13 protein-coding genes and 1 pseudogene are annotated in these 16,748 nt (G+C 62.7%); 10 read left to right on the top strand and 4 right to left on the bottom strand.

Annotation, left to right across the window (positions count from 1 at the left end; all coding sequences use genetic code 11):
* Window positions 1-26 precede the first annotated feature (26 nt).
* From IE093_RS22760 to IE093_RS22430, 4 genes and pseudogenes are all read left to right on the top strand, one after another.
* Window positions 27-125 (top strand): annotated as a pseudogene (locus tag IE093_RS22760) (toxin VasX); the annotation flags it as partial.
* Between the two features lie 203 nt (window positions 126-328).
* A complete protein-coding gene (locus IE093_RS07440) occupies window positions 329-2,821 on the top strand; it encodes a DUF4149 domain-containing protein (RefSeq protein WP_189467722.1) in 2,493 nt (830 codons plus the stop codon).
* A complete protein-coding gene (locus IE093_RS07435) occupies window positions 2,724-3,260 on the top strand; it encodes a hypothetical protein (RefSeq protein WP_189467720.1) in 537 nt (178 codons plus the stop codon). The genes IE093_RS07440 and IE093_RS07435 overlap by 98 nt, the downstream gene beginning before the upstream one ends.
* Before the next feature lie 14 nt (window positions 3,261-3,274).
* Window positions 3,275-4,411: a hypothetical protein gene (locus tag IE093_RS22430; protein WP_229803355.1), complete on the top strand. Its 1,137-nt coding sequence runs from the start codon at window positions 3,275-3,277 to the stop codon at window positions 4,409-4,411.
* A 52-nt stretch (window positions 4,412-4,463) separates the two neighbouring features.
* Here the strand turns inward: IE093_RS22430 and IE093_RS07425 are convergent, their stop codons facing one another.
* The 4 genes from IE093_RS07425 to IE093_RS07410 form a co-directional block, all read right to left on the bottom strand.
* Window positions 4,464-5,387 (bottom strand): LysR family transcriptional regulator, encoded by a 924-nt coding sequence (locus IE093_RS07425; protein WP_189467718.1) that lies wholly within the window; start codon window positions 5,385-5,387, stop codon window positions 4,464-4,466.
* Between the two features lie 267 nt (window positions 5,388-5,654).
* Window positions 5,655-7,679 (bottom strand): PhoX family protein, encoded by a 2,025-nt coding sequence (locus IE093_RS07420; RefSeq protein WP_189467716.1) that lies wholly within the window; start codon window positions 7,677-7,679, stop codon window positions 5,655-5,657.
* A 116-nt stretch (window positions 7,680-7,795) separates the two neighbouring features.
* Complete coding sequence (locus tag IE093_RS07415) at window positions 7,796-8,596, bottom strand: TraX family protein (protein WP_189467714.1); 801 nt, start codon at window positions 8,594-8,596, stop codon at window positions 7,796-7,798.
* A 2-nt stretch (window positions 8,597-8,598) separates the two neighbouring features.
* On the bottom strand, window positions 8,599-9,096 hold the full coding sequence (locus tag IE093_RS07410) for a gamma-glutamylcyclotransferase family protein (RefSeq protein ID WP_189467712.1): 498 nt from the start codon (window positions 9,094-9,096) through the stop codon (window positions 8,599-8,601).
* Between the two features lie 219 nt (window positions 9,097-9,315).
* Here IE093_RS07410 and IE093_RS07405 point away from each other — a divergent pair, with 219 nt between their 5' ends.
* The 6 genes from IE093_RS07405 (at window position 9,316) to IE093_RS07380 (ending at window position 16,690) form a co-directional block, all read left to right on the top strand.
* Window positions 9,316-9,828, top strand: a complete 513-nt coding sequence (locus tag IE093_RS07405) for a TRAP transporter small permease subunit (protein WP_189467710.1) — start codon at window positions 9,316-9,318, stop codon at window positions 9,826-9,828.
* Window positions 9,825-11,144, top strand: a complete 1,320-nt coding sequence (locus IE093_RS07400) for a TRAP transporter large permease (RefSeq protein ID WP_189467708.1) — start codon at window positions 9,825-9,827, stop codon at window positions 11,142-11,144. Before IE093_RS07405 ends, IE093_RS07400 begins: the two co-directional genes overlap by 4 nt.
* Window positions 11,145-11,278: 134 nt before the next feature.
* Window positions 11,279-12,337, top strand: coding sequence for a TRAP transporter substrate-binding protein (locus tag IE093_RS07395; RefSeq protein ID WP_189467706.1), 1,059 nt, complete (start codon window positions 11,279-11,281; stop codon window positions 12,335-12,337).
* Between the two features lie 131 nt (window positions 12,338-12,468).
* A complete protein-coding gene (locus tag IE093_RS07390; RefSeq protein WP_189467704.1) occupies window positions 12,469-13,428 on the top strand; it encodes a LysR family transcriptional regulator in 960 nt (319 codons plus the stop codon).
* Window positions 13,429-13,673: 245 nt separating this feature from the next.
* Entirely contained in the window at window positions 13,674-15,053 is a 1,380-nt protein-coding gene (locus IE093_RS07385; RefSeq protein ID WP_189467702.1) for a glutamine synthetase family protein, read from the top strand.
* A 251-nt stretch (window positions 15,054-15,304) separates the two neighbouring features.
* Entirely contained in the window at window positions 15,305-16,690 is a 1,386-nt protein-coding gene (locus tag IE093_RS07380; protein ID WP_189467700.1) for an aldehyde dehydrogenase family protein, read from the top strand.
* Window positions 16,691-16,748: the final 58 nt, after the last annotated feature.

Here is a 16,748-nt window from a genome sequence, read left to right as displayed (position 1 = left end):
CGGCTGCCCCACGCCCTACACGCCCCTCCCGGCCGCTGGGCCTGCGCCTGATGCGCGACGGCTACCTCTACGTGCTCGACGGCCACACCAACACGCTCGACGAATACCGCTTCAGCGACCAGGGCGCCACGGTCAGCGGCAAGCTCGACTACCCCAACGACCGCACCCTCTACGTGGGGTTCTCCGAAGTGCCCTGGAGCGACGCCAAGAAGGCCCAGGTCACAGACAGCGCCGCCGACCGCGACGCCTTCCTGCAGGCGGTCGACCTCGCCGGTGCCGGGCCGATTACCGGTGGCGAACACCTGATCCCGCTCGATAAGGCCACGCAGTGGGTCGCCGAATTCGCCGAGGACCACGCCCCCGAGCCCCCGAGCACGGCCACCCCCAGGAAGGCGAGGCCTACCACTGGGAGCACGCCCCCTACTACCACAAGACCCGCATCGGCAAGCTGCACCGCGCCCACGCCATCGAGGAACCCGACGAGTGCCTGTGCCTGCTGGTGCGCGACGACCTCGGCGTGATGCGCGACCTGGCCGAGTTCCAGGACGACGTGGTGGGCTGGATCGAGGACTGGACCCGGGAGAACGACGGCCGCACCCAGCGCGACTATGTGCTGGGCAGCTATATCGACTCGTTGATCACCATCGGCGAGACGCGCCTGCAGCAACGCGCCAAGGCCGGCGACGAGCGTGTCATCGCCTTGCTGGAGGACACCAACGACGCGCAACGACAAACCATCTACGAACACCTGGCGGTGCGTCGTGACCACCGCGGCGCCATTCCCATGGGGGACGAAGCGTACTTGCATGACGAACGCTTCGCCGACAACCCCTACGTGCAGAGCTATCTGGCCATGCGCGAGGCGTTAGGCGAGGCCACCTACGCCAGGCATCGCGACTTGATCAACCGGCTCAACCTGGAAACCTTCCATGCCCTGAACGGTCGGGAACTGGGCCAGCGTGGCGTGGCGGATCTGATCGACCGCCCGGCGATGGAAGCCTTTCTCGATAGCCAGCGGCCCCGGATGGCGCGCTGGAGCGAACTACTCGACCGCATCAGTGCCGACCGTGCCGCAATGCTGGCGGCCAACCGCTTCCACACCGCCGCCTGGTACTTCGACCCACACGACGACGGCCAGGTGGAAGCCTGCTTGCTCGCCGAATACGCCTGCACCCGGGATATCTGCCGCAACGACGACACGATCGAAACGCTGCATGCCTGGCTGGAAGAGCACCCGGTCTACGACCGCCCGCTGTTCCACACCCTGACACTCGAGGAGCAGGTCGCCCTGAGCAACCAACTGCTCGGCCTGGTCTCGAACAGCTACGCCCTGGCCGGTCAACTCCCCGGCATCGTCGAGAACATGGGTGACTGGGCGGAACGGTTGCAGGTACTGGAAGACGGCCTGCTGCCGGACCTAACCCAAATGCCCGAGCCCATTCAGGCCGCCAACGAGATGGCACGCGCCAACCTGTCGCCGGCCCTGGCCAAGGGCATCGAACAGGCCATGGCCCCTCTCGGCGCGGTGCTGGAAGGCAATCGGCTTCCGCTCATTGAAGACTTGTTCGAGGACCTGCCCAGGGCGCTGGGATGGCGCCTGATGGACGCGGCCAGGCAAGGCGGCTTGAGTTTCGTGGTCAGCGACGGCGAGGCGTTCAAGGTCTTCCGCGACCTGGTGGATGACGTGTTCACCCTGCGTAGGACCCTGTACTCGGTGAACCATCAGCGCGCCCGCTACCGCTTTGATCGCGGCTCGGAGCAGTATGCGCGGCTGAACCAGAACGAGATCCACTATCGGGAGCGCCTGGCGCCTTTGGAGCCACGCTTGGCGGCGGCCCTGAGCCCGGTGGAAGCCCTGCCCGACGAGCGCCTGGACAACACCGCCCCACGTGCCGGCGTCACGGCGGCAGCGGTGCGGGCCGGGGTCACCGTGGCTATCGCCGGCAACACCCAAGGGAGTTCGTTGTTGCAGGCGGGCGGCTTCATCCGCGACCTGCGCCGCGGCCTTCAAGCGACACCATCCGCAAGCCATATCGGCAACGCGCTGTCGTTGATGATCTTCCTCGGCCAGGCGATCAACCTGTGGGGCGTCAACCAGGCGTTGGACGAGCTGCCGGCGAAGCGTCACGGCGACGACACTTACGAACTCCAAAAGCGTAAGACCCGTGAGGCCTTGGCCGCCACCGCGGCGGCCGGCTTTCTCGGCGCGCAAGGCATCGGCCATGCCGCGCTGACGGCGCGGGCCGCACAGTTGGACAAATTGCTGCAACACAGCGGCGTCGACCGGGTCCAGGCCCAGTTGGGCAGGATGCATCTTGGACTGGGGATTGTGGGGTATACGGCTGGATTTTTTGCAGCCCTTTCCAGCCTGAGTAACGATTTCGCCAAGTGGCAGACCGCCGTGCGTTATGGCCGGTCCGGTGCCGAGGCCGGTGCGTTGATGGCCATGGGCGGTAGCGCCGGGATGGCAGGGGTCTCCGGTTACGCGCTAGTAACCACAGGAAAAACCCTTATCGATGTGGCGTTTCGGGGTGTTACCTGGACGATGGCAGGTAAGTACCTTAGCCAGCTCTTTGCCCGTTTCAATACCCTGGGATTGGCGTTCAGCGTCCTGCAATTGGCCGGTACCTGGCTCCACCACCGCTACAACCTCAGCGAGCACGACCGCTGGCTGCGGAGCACCTTGGGGCGAGCAGTACCAGGACATCTCGCTCGACACCTATATGGAACGGCTGCGCAGCGTGATTCAGCCGGCCTATGTGACCCTGGCCAAGCGACGGTTCTCGCCGCATATGCTCGCCATCATCCTGCCCAGCGTTGACAAGGCGGCGCTGGTGGCACCGCTGGATGGGCGGGCGGCGGTACGGGTGGCGCTGCAGGTTTGGCAGATCCGCCCGTCCTCGGGCCTGCGACCGATTGGGCCCGGCCCTCGGTCTCCCGGCGAGCAGTGGCTGTCCGTCACCGAAAGCGTGGTCGAGACCCTGGAGGTGCTGGAACAGGTCGGCGCGCCGGGGGTGGTCATCCGCGTGACGGCACCCGAGCGCCGTTTCACGCCGGAGCACTATATGGTGGGCGTGCGACTCGAATGGCTCGACGCAGAGGGACGCTATCAGCCCGACGAGCGCTATATCTATATCAACCCACGCCTGGGGTCGGGGCCCGGCAGCCACTACCCGGCCAGCGACGAGCTGCGGCCACCGCAGGTGCGTGAGGACGACTGGCACCTCGTCGACCTGCGTCTCACGCTGATGAATCCATAACGAGGGAGAGTGGCATGGCGAAGAAAACCGCCACTGAGCTGCCCAAGCCAAGTGGCCAGCCGCATCGCGCCGGCGACACGGAAGGGTTTTTCGGCGGCCGCACGCTGTTCCTGGCACCGCTGCCGCTGCCCGCCGGGGGCTCGCGGGTCGACTTCAGCCAGGGCATCGGCGAGCTCAACGAGGTGTGGCTGGATTATGGGGTGGGCTGGCCCAGAGTTTCCGGGTGGCAGGTATTACTTGGGGGATACATTAGTAGCTTTATTCTCATTGTATTTGGTCTTCCTTTAGGAATGGCAGCCATGACTTCCAATGAGGACTATCCCTTCTGGAGTGAATTCATCTATCACTTTTATGATGACCTCGAGTTTTCCTTGTTCGTAGTTGGGTGTGTTTTCATTCTGTTGGTGGGTTATTGGCCGCTCGCGCATATGAAACGCCGGCGCTTGATCCCGGTGCGTCTCAACCGTCAGCGCCGCGAGGTGTGTTTCGTGCCGCAATCGCCCGATGGGCGGGATGCCGAAGCACCGGTCTTCGTGCCCTGGGAGGCGATCACCGCCTGGGTGGTGGAGGCCCAAGGGGCGAGCCAGTACGGGGTGCATCGCCACTACGGCATGGGCTTCGGCCATTTTGATGCCGAGAGGGAGCGATGGCTCAGCCTCGAGGTGATGACGGCGGCGCTGCCGATGGCGATCAGCAACTGGGAGGCGCTGCGCGCCTACATGGACTACGAGGTGGACTCGCTCGCCGAGATCCAGGACCCGCTGGGCATCCGCCGCCCCGACGACCCGCCCTGGGAAGGCGTCCATACCGTGCGTAATGCCCGCCGCAAGCTGCACGAACGTCGCCGTAACGGCGAGGTGGGCTGGATCTATGTGGTCTTCTGGTACCTGTGGTACCTGGTCGAACTGGGCCCGCTGCCGGGCTATCTGGCCGAAGGGGAAGCCTGGTTGCTCAGGCGTCGGGGCCCCAAGGCGCTGCCGCCGGAAATGGTCGAATGGTCGAAGCCGCTGCCTAAAGAGCAATGGGCCCAGCCCAGCGAGGAACTGGTCAGGCTCGCCGCCGAAGCGCGACGGCTGCGCCGACTCGACCCGCGGCGGCCGGTCGCGGAGATCTTCGCCGAGGTCTACCGGGGGAAGGGGGTGGTGGCGTAGGCGCGAGATCATCGCCTGGCGCCTGCTAAATCCGAGGTAATATCATCGGAAACTACTGTACCTGATGACCGAATTCTCCCAGCAAGCGATGCAGCCAGCGATGGGCCGGCGAGTGATGGGTGCGGTCGTGCCATAGCTGGTAGAAGCGCATCGGCGGGAAGTCGATGGGCGAGGGGAGGATGGTCAGGGGCAGCAGGTTGGCGTAGAAGCGCGCGAAGTGGCGGCTGGTGGTGAAGACCAGGTCGCTGTCCTGTAGCAGGTAGGGCGCCAGGTTGAAGGACTGCACCTCGACGGTTTCGCGTCGCTCGACGCGCAGGCTGGCCAGACAACTGTCGATCACACCGCGTTGGCTGCGTGAGTAGGGCATCGGCACCACATGACGCGCGGCGAGGTAGTCGTCGTACGTCAGCCCCTTGCGCGCCAGGGGATGGCGCGAGGAAACCAGGCACACGATATCGTCTTCCAGCAGCATCGACAGGTGCATGCGCTCCGGTGGCTCTGGCCAGTTGCCGATCACCACGTCCAGTTCGCCCTCGGCCAGGGCGGTCTCGAAATCGTAGTCTGGCCCCAGGGAGTGAATCGTCAGCCGCGCCAGGGGCGCTTCCTGGCGGAAACGCTCGACTACCCGTGCCATGAACACCGGGGCCAGGTAGTCAGGTGCGCCGAGCCGGAACGCCTGCTGGCTGGCGAAGGGATCGAACTCCACCGGTTCGTTGATGAGCTTGTCGATTTCCGCCAAGGCCCGCCGTGCGTGCGGCAGCAGTTGCAAGGCACGTTCGGTGGGTACCATGCCGCTCTTTTCCCTCACCAGCAGCGCATCGCCGAAGGTGTCGCGCAACTTTTTCAGGGCCGCGCTGACCGCTGGCTGCGATTGATGCATGCGTATCGCGGTGCGCGACACACTGCGCTCGTCCAGCAGCAGGCACAGTACCCGCAGCAGGTAGGTGTCGAGGGGATCCTTGCGTCGCTGAATCATGGGCTCGTCCATATCGTTGGCAAGGGGGTCTATACGCTATTCATTATAGAGATTATGGGGTCATATCGGTTTTCATTTATCCCGGCATCTCTAGACTGATGTGGCACACCTAATTGTATACATGGTGTGTCCTCACAATGACAACAATGCTGGAAACATTTTTCATGATGCTGTGTCTGGTTGATAACCCACCAGGTCATTTTTACGCAGAACCAAACACCAACGCCGCTGCCATGGGCAGCGGCGTTTGCCGAAGGGGAAGGAAGGTCAGGCGCCGATCTTGTCGCCATCCTCGCGGGTGATGACGACCGTCGCCGAACGCGGGATGGCATCGCCGCCATCCGGCCAGTGGCTGAGGTATTGGCCCTGGGCGAAGTCCTCGGCACTGGTGTTGGCGCCGGGATGCTGGACGTTGATGAACATGGTGCGTTGATCCGGCGTGATGGCGACGCCGGTGATCTCCTGGCCGATGGGGCCGGTCAGGAAGCGCTTGATCTCGCCGGTCTCGGGGTTGGCGGCGAGCATCTGGTTGTTGCCGAACGGCGTGTAAATACCGTCGTTCACTGATGAGTCGCTGATGTCGGTCTGGATCCACACCCGACGATCGGCATCGATACACAAGCCATCGGGGCAGGCGAGCAGCGCGTCCTCATCGAGCGGATTGCCCGCCAGGTCGCGGCTGTCGTTGCCGTCGCCCGCCAGCACGAACAGTTCCCATTGGAAACGTTCGGCCTCTTGGCCACCGTCTTCCTGCCAGCGCACGATCTGGCCGAAGCCATTCGCGGCGCGAGGGTTGGCGGCGTCGAGTTGGTCTTCTTCCCGCTTGCTGTTGTTGGTCAGGGTGAAGTAGACATGGCCGGTTGCTGGGTCCACCGCACCCCACTCGGGGCGATCCATCTTGGTGGCGCCCACATGGTCGGCGGCGCTACGGGTGTTGACCAGGATATCGGCGAGATCGGCGAAACCGTTCTCCGGGGTCAGGCCATTCTCGCCCGGCGCTAGTGCCAGCCACTCACCGCTGCCATCGTCATTGAATCGCGCCACGTACAGCGTGCCTTCGTCGAGCAGTGAGCCGTCGGCGGTAGCGGCGTGATAGGGCCTGGCGGAAACGAACTTGTAGATGTACTCGAAGCGCGAGTCGTCGCCGGAATAGCAGACCACCGGCTTGCCTTCGACGGCCGGGGCGAAGATCACCCCTTCATGAGCGAAGCGTCCCAGGTGAGTGCGCTTGACCGGCGTGGAATCGGGATCGAAGGGGTCGATTTCGACCATGTAACCGAAGGTGTTGGGCTCGTTGCGATAGTCGTCCCGGGCGCTGGCACCGTGCGATGTGGCGTCGAAGCGGATGAACTCGTCATCGCCGCCCTTGGCCCGGTGCCAGTTCCAACGCCCGCTATCGCGAGTTTCGATACCGTAGCGCGACTGACGACGGTCGATCTCGGTGTCCTGTTTGGCGAAGTAGCCGGCCCAGTTCTCTTCGGCGGCCATGTAGGTGTTCCAGGGCGTGACGCCACTGGAGCAGTTGTTCTGGGTGCCGCGGGTCATGGTGCCGTCGGGGCTGTATTGGGTCCGCACGTGCTCGGTGCCGGCGACCGGGCCGGACAATTTCATCGGGGTGCGCGCCGTGATGCGACGGTTGAGGCCGTCACGCACCACGTCCCATTGGCCATTCGCGGACTGGCGAATGCGTACGATGCTCACGCCATGCCCGTTCATTTCCCTGAGCACCTGGTCGGGGTCGCGGCTGCCGTCCTCATTCTGCGGGAAGCCTTCGCTGTCGAGTGCCAGGCCAGAAGCCGCGGCATGCATGAAGCGCGGCTCGACATATTCGTGGTTGAGCACCAGCAGGCCGTCCTGCGAGCTGCCGTCGATGGCAAAGAAGTGCATGCCGTCATGATGGCTGCCGGTCTGTTGGGCCTGCGCCTCGCCACTGTTGTCCGGAGCGAAGTCGGGATAGTTGCCGGTGATCGGGGTGCCCCAGGGAATCAGCACCTGGCTGCGATAACCTTGCGGCACCACGACGGTATCGGCGGTGCTGGTAGGGATTGGCGTGAAGCCGAGAGTTGGGCCCGTACCACGCTGAGATTGCCCGGCGAAGGCCGAAGCGAGCGGCAGGCTGGTGGCCATGGCGGCGGTCACGGCCGTGGCCAGGCTGCCACGCAGGAATCCCCTCCGACTCAACCGGGCCTGCAGGACATCGCCGAAATAGCGATTGTCGGAGTTGTTGCTCAAGGGCTCGTCGCCTGCGGCGAGAACGGGATCGGTAGTGCCGGGCTGCTGTGGTTGTGTCATCGTCCTGCCTCTCATGAAGTCACGGGAGCCTCATGGTCGGAAGCTTTTGTTGCATTAGCATGAACGGATGATGGCAGTCCGATGTCAGGAAAGTGTCCAGCGGGCTCGGATGAGCCTCAACTCAGCCCTCCGGCCAACCACAACCACAGTGCGATGGCGGCGAAGTGGCCGGGATACCACGCCAGCCACAAGCGGCGAGGCATCTTCATGGTGATCTCGGGAACATGGCGTGCGGCACCGGCCGACAGCAGCAATATCAGCAGGCAGGTGGCCACGGTGAAGGACTTGGCCATGTCGCTGCTGTTCATCAACCCGGCGACGATCAGCACGGGCAGGGTGGCGCTCACCGCCAGCAGGCGTTCGGTCAGCGTTTCTCCTGTATGGCTCAGGTGATGCATGGCAAGCATGTACAGCGGCACCAGTAGCAGACCGTGATGGCCGTATTCCACCCAATTGCCTAGCAGCATCCATACCACCAGCGAAGCCGCCATCCCCGAGGCCAGCCAACCAGAGCTCAGTTCCTGGTCGCGGTGGCGCTCGAGCAGTTCGCGCCACCAGGCACCCCAGGCGAGGCCGGCCGCCAGGGTGAAGCAGATATTGAGGATCAGGGCGTCGGAAGCCCTGGGCATCAGCATGTAGGGAAACTGGGCGATCACGCCGATCACCAGGATACGGCGTGCGTAACGCAACGGGTTACGGGTATTGAACAGGGCGTGCCAGGCGACCATGGCGGCGAACAGAGGGAAAGCGATGCGTCCGATGGATGTTTCCGCCCAGGTCAGGTCCCAGCTTGCCGGTACGACATAACGGGTCAGGTGGTCGATCGTCATGGTGACAAGCGCCAGCCACTGTCCCCAGCCGGTCCAGCTCGAGGAAGGGCGTATGGCACCGGGCATGGCGGTGGCTGATGTGGACATCGTTACCTCCAGTCTGTAATCGATGACGGGGAAGCACTGAATTTATTCAGCACTTCCCGAGGGTTGCGGGGCCTGCCCTCAAGCGTGCCGATATTACCGTAAGGTGGACGATCATGGCGCTCATCGTAGACGGCCAGTGGCTTGCTCCTGACGTCCTCCACCTCGGCAGGCGACTTGAAATACCCCCACACGGAGCGCATGCCGCCTTGACTGTCGGTGACGGCCAGCCGCCGGCGGCGATAGCCATCTCGTTCATTGACACCTTCCAGCCGGTCGAGTTTATCCAGGGTTGGATTGTCGACCCGATACAGCTCGCCTTTTACCCGATGGCCGCGTCCTTGAGCATCGATCAATACCGGCGTGTAGTCGGCGCCATGCAGTACGAGGGGAAAGGTGTCACAGGTCTTTGCCGTATCGAGAAAAGTGGCCGTCGTCATGTAGGGCCCATGGTTGGTGAAACCGCGCTTCAGTGTGCCGTAGACGAACAGGAGATGTGTCATCGCTATCCTCCCGGGCGCTTGTGAACGGCTTCAGAACCGAGCCTTCGACTTGCTGCATCATGGTGAAATCGTCAGACCACAAGGCACTCGATGAGTGCACTATCGATTTTATCGATAGCCGGGGCGTCACCGTTACTGATGTTTATTGCGGTTTTCCAGAACCTCTGCAAACACTGAGGCGTATCGAATTGTTACCAGCCATAGGGACAACGAGACGCGATGCCAAGAACAATAAAACGCTATGTCTACTATGTGGATGCGTTCAACCGCCGCGTGGGCCGTCTGGTCATGTATATGATCTTCGCGATGATCGGTCTCATGCTATATGCCTCCGCTTCGCGGTCGGTGTTCAATAGCCCCCTCATCTGGGGCGTGGAAATGTCGCAGTTCATGATGGTGGCCTACTACCTGCTGGGCGGTGCCTACGCCATGCAGATGAATGCCCACGTGAGGATGGATCTGTTCTATAGCCGTTGGTCGGACAGAACCAAGGCCGTGGTGGATGCCATCACCATCCTGTTCCTGATCTTCTTCCTGGTGGCGCTGCTGATGGGCGGCATTTCCAGCACCCAATACGCGCTGGAATACGGGCAGCGCAACTACTCGTCCTGGGCACCACCACTGGCGCCGATCAAGATCATCATGTCATTCGGCATCCTGCTGATGCTGTTGCAGGCGATCTCCTCCTTCTTCAAGGACCTGGCCCGGGCCCGGGGGGAGACCCTGACATGAGCTATGAAATGATCGCGCTGATGATGTTCTCGACCATGATGCTGTTGCTGTTGACCGGCCAGCGAGTGTTCGGGGTCATCGGCTTCGTCGGCGCGGCTTCGGCACTGCTGCTGTGGGGAGACGGCGCCATCGAGATGCCGTTCAACGCCAGTTTCGTACTGCTCAACTGGTATCCGCTGCTGACCCTGCCGCTGTTCATCTACATGGGCTACATGCTTTCCGAGTCGGGGATCGCCGGCGATCTCTACGAGATGTTCCATGTGTGGACAGGCTCGCTCAAGGGCGGGCTGGCGGTGGGCACCATCGGCCTGATGGTGGTGGTGTCGGCCATGAACGGCCTGAGCGTGGCCGGTATGGCGATCGGGGCCAGCATCGCGTTGCCGGAACTGCTACGGCGCGGTTATGACAAGATCATGGTCACCGGGGTCATTCAGGCCGGCAGCTCGCTGGGTATCCTGGTGCCGCCCAGCGTGGTACTGGTGCTCTACGGCATGATCGCCCGACAGCCGGTGGGCAAGCTGTGGTTGGCCGGCGCTCTCCCCGGGCTGCTGCTGGCGACGCTGTTCGTCCTCTATATCGTGGTTCGTTGTCGAATCCAGCCGAACCTGGGGCCGACCCTACCCGAGGAGGAGCGGCAGATGGCACTTGGCGAAAAGCTCAAGCTGCTGCGCGCGGGCATCCTGCCGTTATTGATCTTCTTCGCCATGACCGGTCTATTCCTGCTCGGGGTGACCAGCCTGGTCGAGAGCTCGGCCTTCGGCGCCACCGCGGCGACCCTGGCGGCCCTGGTCAAGCGTCGGCTGACGCGCCATGTCATTGAGGAGACCATTCGCAAGACACTGGCGATCAGTTGCATGTTCATGTGGATCATCCTAGCGGCATTGTGCTTCGGCGCCGTCTTCGATGGCCTGGGCGCGGTACGGGCGATCGAAAACGTCTTCCTCGACCGGTTGGGCATGGGGCCCTGGGAAGTCCTGCTGATGATGCAGCTTTCCTACATCCTGATGGGCATGTTCCTCGACGACACCGCCATGCTGGTGATCGTGGCACCGCTATACGTGCCGCTGGTGATGAGCCTGGGGTTCGATCCGGTGTGGTACGGCGTGCTTTATACCATCACCGTGCAAATCGCCTACATGACGCCGCCGTTCGGTTACAACCTGTTCCTGATGCGCGCCATGGCGCCTCCCGAGGTTTCGCTCAGCGACATCTACCGCAGCGTATGGCCGTTCGTGGCGATCATGATCCTGGGGTTGGCGCTGGTGACGGCCTTCCCGCAGATCGCACTATGGCTACCGGAGATGTATTACGGCTAGCGACTCCGATTGAACGGGTCGACGCCATGACCGAGGACAGACGACGGCAAAGGAGGTGCTTACGCAGGAGATCCCTACGCATACCACGCTTCAGGCAACAACAACAATGGACTACTGACCAGGAATGAAGTGACATGACCAATAGACGCGATTTTCTCAAGAAAGCGGGGTTGGCCACGGCCGCGACCGTGGGTGCCACGACCCTGTCCGCCCCCTATGTGCATGCCCAGTCGCGCAGTCCGATCCGCTGGCGGCTGCAGACCTATGCCGGCCCCGCGCTGGCCGAACACGTCATCAAGCCGTCGATCGATGCCTTCAACAAGGCCGCCAACGGCGAGATGGAGATCGAGCTCTATTATTCCGACCAACTGGTGCCCACCGGCGAGCTGTTCCGTGCCATGCAGCGGGGGACCATCGACGCCGTGCAGAGCGATGACGACTCCATCGCCGCCCCGGTGGATGTTTCGGTGTTCGGCGGCTACTTCCCGTTTGCCTCGCGCTACAGCCTGGACGTGCCGACACTGTTCCATCACTACGGTTTGAAGGAAATCTGGGAAGAAGCGTACGGCCAAGTCGAGGGCGTGACCTGGCTGGGGGCGGGCTCGTGGGACCCGTGTAACTTCGTGACCCGCGAGCCGGTCCGCACCCTGGAGGATCTCAAGGGCAAGCGCGTCTTTACCTTTCCCACGGCGGGCCGTTTCCTGCAGCGCTTCGGCGTGGTCCCGGTGACGTTGCCCTGGGAGGACATCGAGGTGGCCATGCAGACCCGCGAGTTGGATGGCATCGCCTGGGCGGGGATCACCGAGGCCTATACCGTGGGCTGGGCGGATGTCTGCAGCTACTACCTGACCAACAATATCTCCGGGGCCTGGTCGGGTTCCTACTTCGCCAATACCGAGCGCTGGAACGAGCTGCCCGACCACTTGAAGACGCTGTTCAAGCTGTGCATGGACAGCTCTCACTATTACCGTCAGCACTGGTATTGGTGGGGCGAGGCCCACTACCGTACTGCGGGAGGCAAGCTCGAATTGACCTCGATTCCCGAGTCCGAATGGCAGACCATCGAGGACGAGGCCTTGTCGTTCTGGGACGAGATCGCCGCCCAAAGCGATATCAACGCTCGCGTCGTGCAGATCCTCAAGGATTATCGTCAGACCATGCAGCAGGCGGGTCCTCCCTACCGTTACAGTTAAGCGGAATCGGTACCTGCCCGGGAAGGCTTCGTTGACATGGCTCTGGAGCCGAGGTGTTCTCGGCAGGCTGTGTCCCGGTCGGATGCGGGATAGGCTTGGAGCGATCATCTTCCCGGGCTAAGGAGAAAGGCATGCGTAGCGGTTTCGGGTTCGATCTGCGCAGCATGGAAATCTTCGTCGAGACCCTCGAACGTGGCAGCCAGACCGCCGCGGCCGAGAGTCTCGGCCTCAAGCAATCGTCGGTATCCCAGAGCCTGGCCAATCTCGAGGAGGCCATGGGAGTGGCTCTGCTGAACCGCCATTCACGCCCGCTGGAACCGACCAGCGCCGGTCGTTTCTTCTACGATCGTGCCAAGCGTCTACTGAACGAAGCGCGCAGCACACGGCGAGAGTTGGTCTCGGGAGCGTTCGGTTGCTTGCATCAGGTACGCATGGCGCTGGTGGATTCGTTGGCCACTGCCGTGGGCCAGCCATTGATCGACGTCATCAAGCGCCATACCAGCGACTATACCCTGACCACCGGCCTGTCCCACATGCATGGCCATGCACTGCTGACCCGCCACGTGGATATCATCATCTCCGACGATCGCCTGGAGAACTACGATGGCCTGGAGCGTCATGCGATCCTTGGCGAGCCCTTCGTGCTGGTACTGCCCGCCGACTGGGTCGGACCGGTCGACAACCTGCACTGGCTGACGCGGAAGCTGGACTTCGTACGCTACACACCGCAGTCGTTGATCGGGCAAAGCATCGAGCGGCACCTGCGGCTCCATCAGATGGAATTACCGGCTCGGCTGCATCTCGACAATACCTACGCTGTGTTGAGCCTGGTCAGTTCCGGGGCTGGCTGGACCATCACCACGCCATTGTGTCTCTACCAGGCCGGTCTCGATCGCTTGAACGTAAGGGTAGTGCCGCTGCCGACCGAGCCGTTGCGTCGTGAGTTGACACTGGTGGCTCGACGCGACGAACTGGGTGATCTGCCCTCGCAACTGGCACGCGACAGCCGCCGCCTCTTGGAGCGCAGCTATCGTGCCGAATTGGAGCGACACTTGCCTTGGGTGCTGTCCGATGTCGTCACCTCGCGCTGATACGGCGGATGGAGAGTCCCGGTACCGGTGCTGAATGGAGCCCCAAATGCCCACTGCGAGTGCATTATCGAGCTTTTCGATAGCGATGCTGTCAGCGCCACTGATGATGTTTGCTCCTGGTCATGACCCCCACTCACACTGTCTGGGCGCATCGTGGTCAGTGCGGCGCTGTGGTCGGCCCGTGTTGTACGCCGTCATGCTCGCCTATTTTGGTATTTACAACTGACAAGATTGAGGGTAGCTCGATGAGCCGAATGCAAGCGAGAGACATCAAGACCGCGGAAGAGGCCCGACGTATCGTCGAGGAGCGTGGCTTGAGCCACGTCAAGGTGGGCATGTTCGACATTGACGGCGTGATGCTCGGCAAGTACATGCAGCGTGACAAGTTCTTCTCGGCCCTGGAAGACGGTTTCGCCTTCTGCGACGTCGTATTGGGTTGGGACAGCAAGGATGAACTCTACGACAACGTCAAGTTCACCGGCTGGCATACCGGCTATCCCGATGCGCCGCTGAAGATCGTGCCCGACAGTTGCCGTGAGCTGCCCTGCGAAGGCGATATGCTGCTGTTCCTGGCCGAGTTCGCTGGTCCAGCCGAGGAACTCTGCCCGCGTGGGTTATTGAAGCGTGTGCTGGAACGCGGACGTGGGATGGGCTTCGAGGCCTTTGGCTCGCTGGAGTACGAGTTCTTCATGTTCCAGGAGACACCGGAGTCGGTGCGCGAGAAGGGCTTTCGCAATCTTAAACCGTTGACGCCGGATATGATGGGCTATTCGATGCTGCGCAGCTCGGTGCACAGCGAGCTTTATCGCGAGTTGCTGGCGCTGGCGGAAACCATGGATTTCCCGATCGAAGGGCTACATACCGAAACCGGCCCCGGCGTGCTCGAGGCGGCCATCGGCGTGGATGGTGCCTTGGCGGCCGGCGACAAGGGCGCGTTGTTCAAGGTCTTTACCAAAGTCTGGGCCCAGCGCCGTGGTCTGATGGCCACCTTCATGGCCAAGTGGTCGCCTGACTATCCGGGCCAGAGTGGCCATATCCATCTGTCGCTGCGGGAGATTGGCAGTGGCAAGTCGGCGTTCTTCGATCCCGAGAAGCCCTATCAGATGAGCGATGTGCAGCGCCATTTCGTGGCCGGTCAGCAGAAGCTGATGCCGGAGTTTCTGGCCATGTTCGCACCGACCATCAACAGCTACACGCGCCTGATCCCCGGCTTCTGGGCGCCTACCGATGCCACCTGGGGGGTGGAGAACCGCACCACGGCGCTGCGCGTGATCCCCGGCAGCGACAAGTCGCAGCGAGTCGAATACCGCCTCGGCAGCGCCGATGCCAACCCTTATCTGGCACTGGCTGCGGCCATCGGTGCCGGTCTTTACGGCATCGAGCACCAACTCGAGCCAGACGAGCAGGTCAAGGGCAATGCCTACGAACTCGACCACCCCGAGCACCAGGCCCTGCCGCGGACCCTGTGGGAAGCCGCCCAGCGCTTGAAGGCCTCCGAGGCGGCCCGGGAATTGTTCGGCGACGCCTTCGTCGAGCACTTCGCCGCGACGCGCGAATGGGAGGAGCGGCAGTTCCGCAAGCACATCACCGATTGGGAGTTGGACCGCTACTTCGAGATTATCTGAGCCTCCAATTGCGCAGCTTCACTGCGCGATGGTTCCGACACCGTTGCGGAGGGTGCCGACCTGAAGGCCGGATCGCGCAGAAGATCTGCGCTCCCACGAGAGTGGGGCTAGGGGATTGTGTGGTGGGAGCGCAGCTCCGCTGCGCGATGAAGGAGCCGCAATAGCCGGCCTGGCGGCCGGATCGCGCAGAAATCTGCGCTCCCACGAAGGACTCGATGGCGGCCCGAGACGGCAACGAATGAGGACAAGTAATGGCCATACAGAAAACGATTTCCCCGGTCGACGGTTCAGTCTACGTCGAGCGTGAGCAGGCCGATGCGGCCCAGGTGGAGGCGACCCTCGAGCGGGCGGTGGCGGCACAGCGGTCATGGCGTGAGGTGCCGCTGGGGGAGCGGGCCAGGTTATGCTCGGCAATGGTCGATGCCTTCGTCGCTCTCCGCGACGAGTTGGCCGAGGAACTGACCTGGCAGATGGGCCGGCCGATCGCTGCCGCCGGCGGTGAAATCGGCGGTTTCGAGGAACGCGCACGGGCCATGATCGCCTTGGCCGAGTCGGCGCTGGCGCCAATCGAGCTTCCCGACAAGCCGGGCTTTACCCGCTATATCACCCGCGAGCCGCTGGGGGTATCGTTCATCGTCGCGCCCTGGAACTTTCCGTTTATGACCGCGGTGAACGCCATCGTGCCGGCGATCATGGCTGGCAATACGGTGATCCTCAAGCACTCGGCTCAGACGCCGTTGTGCGCTGAGCGTATCCAGCAGGCCTTCGACGAGGCCGGGGTGCCGGAGGGTGTGTTCCAGCACCTGCACCTGTCGCACGATGCCACCGAGGCGCTGATTCGCGATTCGCGCGTGAAACATGTCTCCTTCACCGGCTCAGTGGCGGGTGGTGAGATGGTCGAACGCAATACGGCGGGACGTTTCATCGCTACCGGTCTCGAGCTGGGAGGCAAGGATCCGGCCTATATTCGTGCCGACGTCGATCTCGACAGTGCCATTGACGGCGTGATGGACGGGGCCTTCTTCAATTCCGGCCAGAGCTGCTGCGGCATCGAGCGGATCTACGTGCATCGCGAGATCTTCGAGGCTTTCGTCGAGCGGGCAGTGGCCTGGGTCAAGCAGCTCCGGCTTGGTAACCCCACCGATCCTGCGACCACCTTGGGGCCATTGGTCAAGCCCTCCGCAGCCGACTTCGTGCGTAGCCAGATCGAGGAAGCGGTGGCACAAGGTGCCAAGGCCTGGATCGATCCCGGCGATTATCCATTGTCCACCCCCGGCAGCGCTTATCTGGCGCCACAGATCCTGACTGACGTCGACCATTCGATGCGGGTCATGCATGAAGAGAGCTTCGGCCCGGTAGTGGGGATCATGCCGGTGGACTCCGACGACGAGGCCGTGCGCCTGATGAACGACAGCGATTTCGGACTGACCGCGGCGGTCTTCACCCGCGATATCGCTGCCGGCGAGGCCATCGCCCGACGCCTGGAGGCTGGCACGGTATTCACCAATCGCTGCGACTACCTGGATCCGGAACTGGCCTGGACCGGCGTCAAGCACTCCGGTCGTGGCTGTTCGTTGTCGCGGCTTGGGTACGAGACGTTGACGAGGCCGAAGTCATTTCATTTGAAGCATCCATAAAGTCATAAGCTTGAAGCTGAAAGCTGGAAGAAACCCCTTGTGAGTCAAGGTGATAAAT

This window comes from Litchfieldella qijiaojingensis (assembly GCF_014651875.1).
In the GTDB taxonomy this organism is placed as follows: domain Bacteria; phylum Pseudomonadota; class Gammaproteobacteria; order Pseudomonadales; family Halomonadaceae; genus Litchfieldella; species Litchfieldella qijiaojingensis.
The sequence above is the reverse complement of the archived record's forward strand: the minus strand, read 5'-3'. Positions and strand labels throughout refer to the sequence as shown.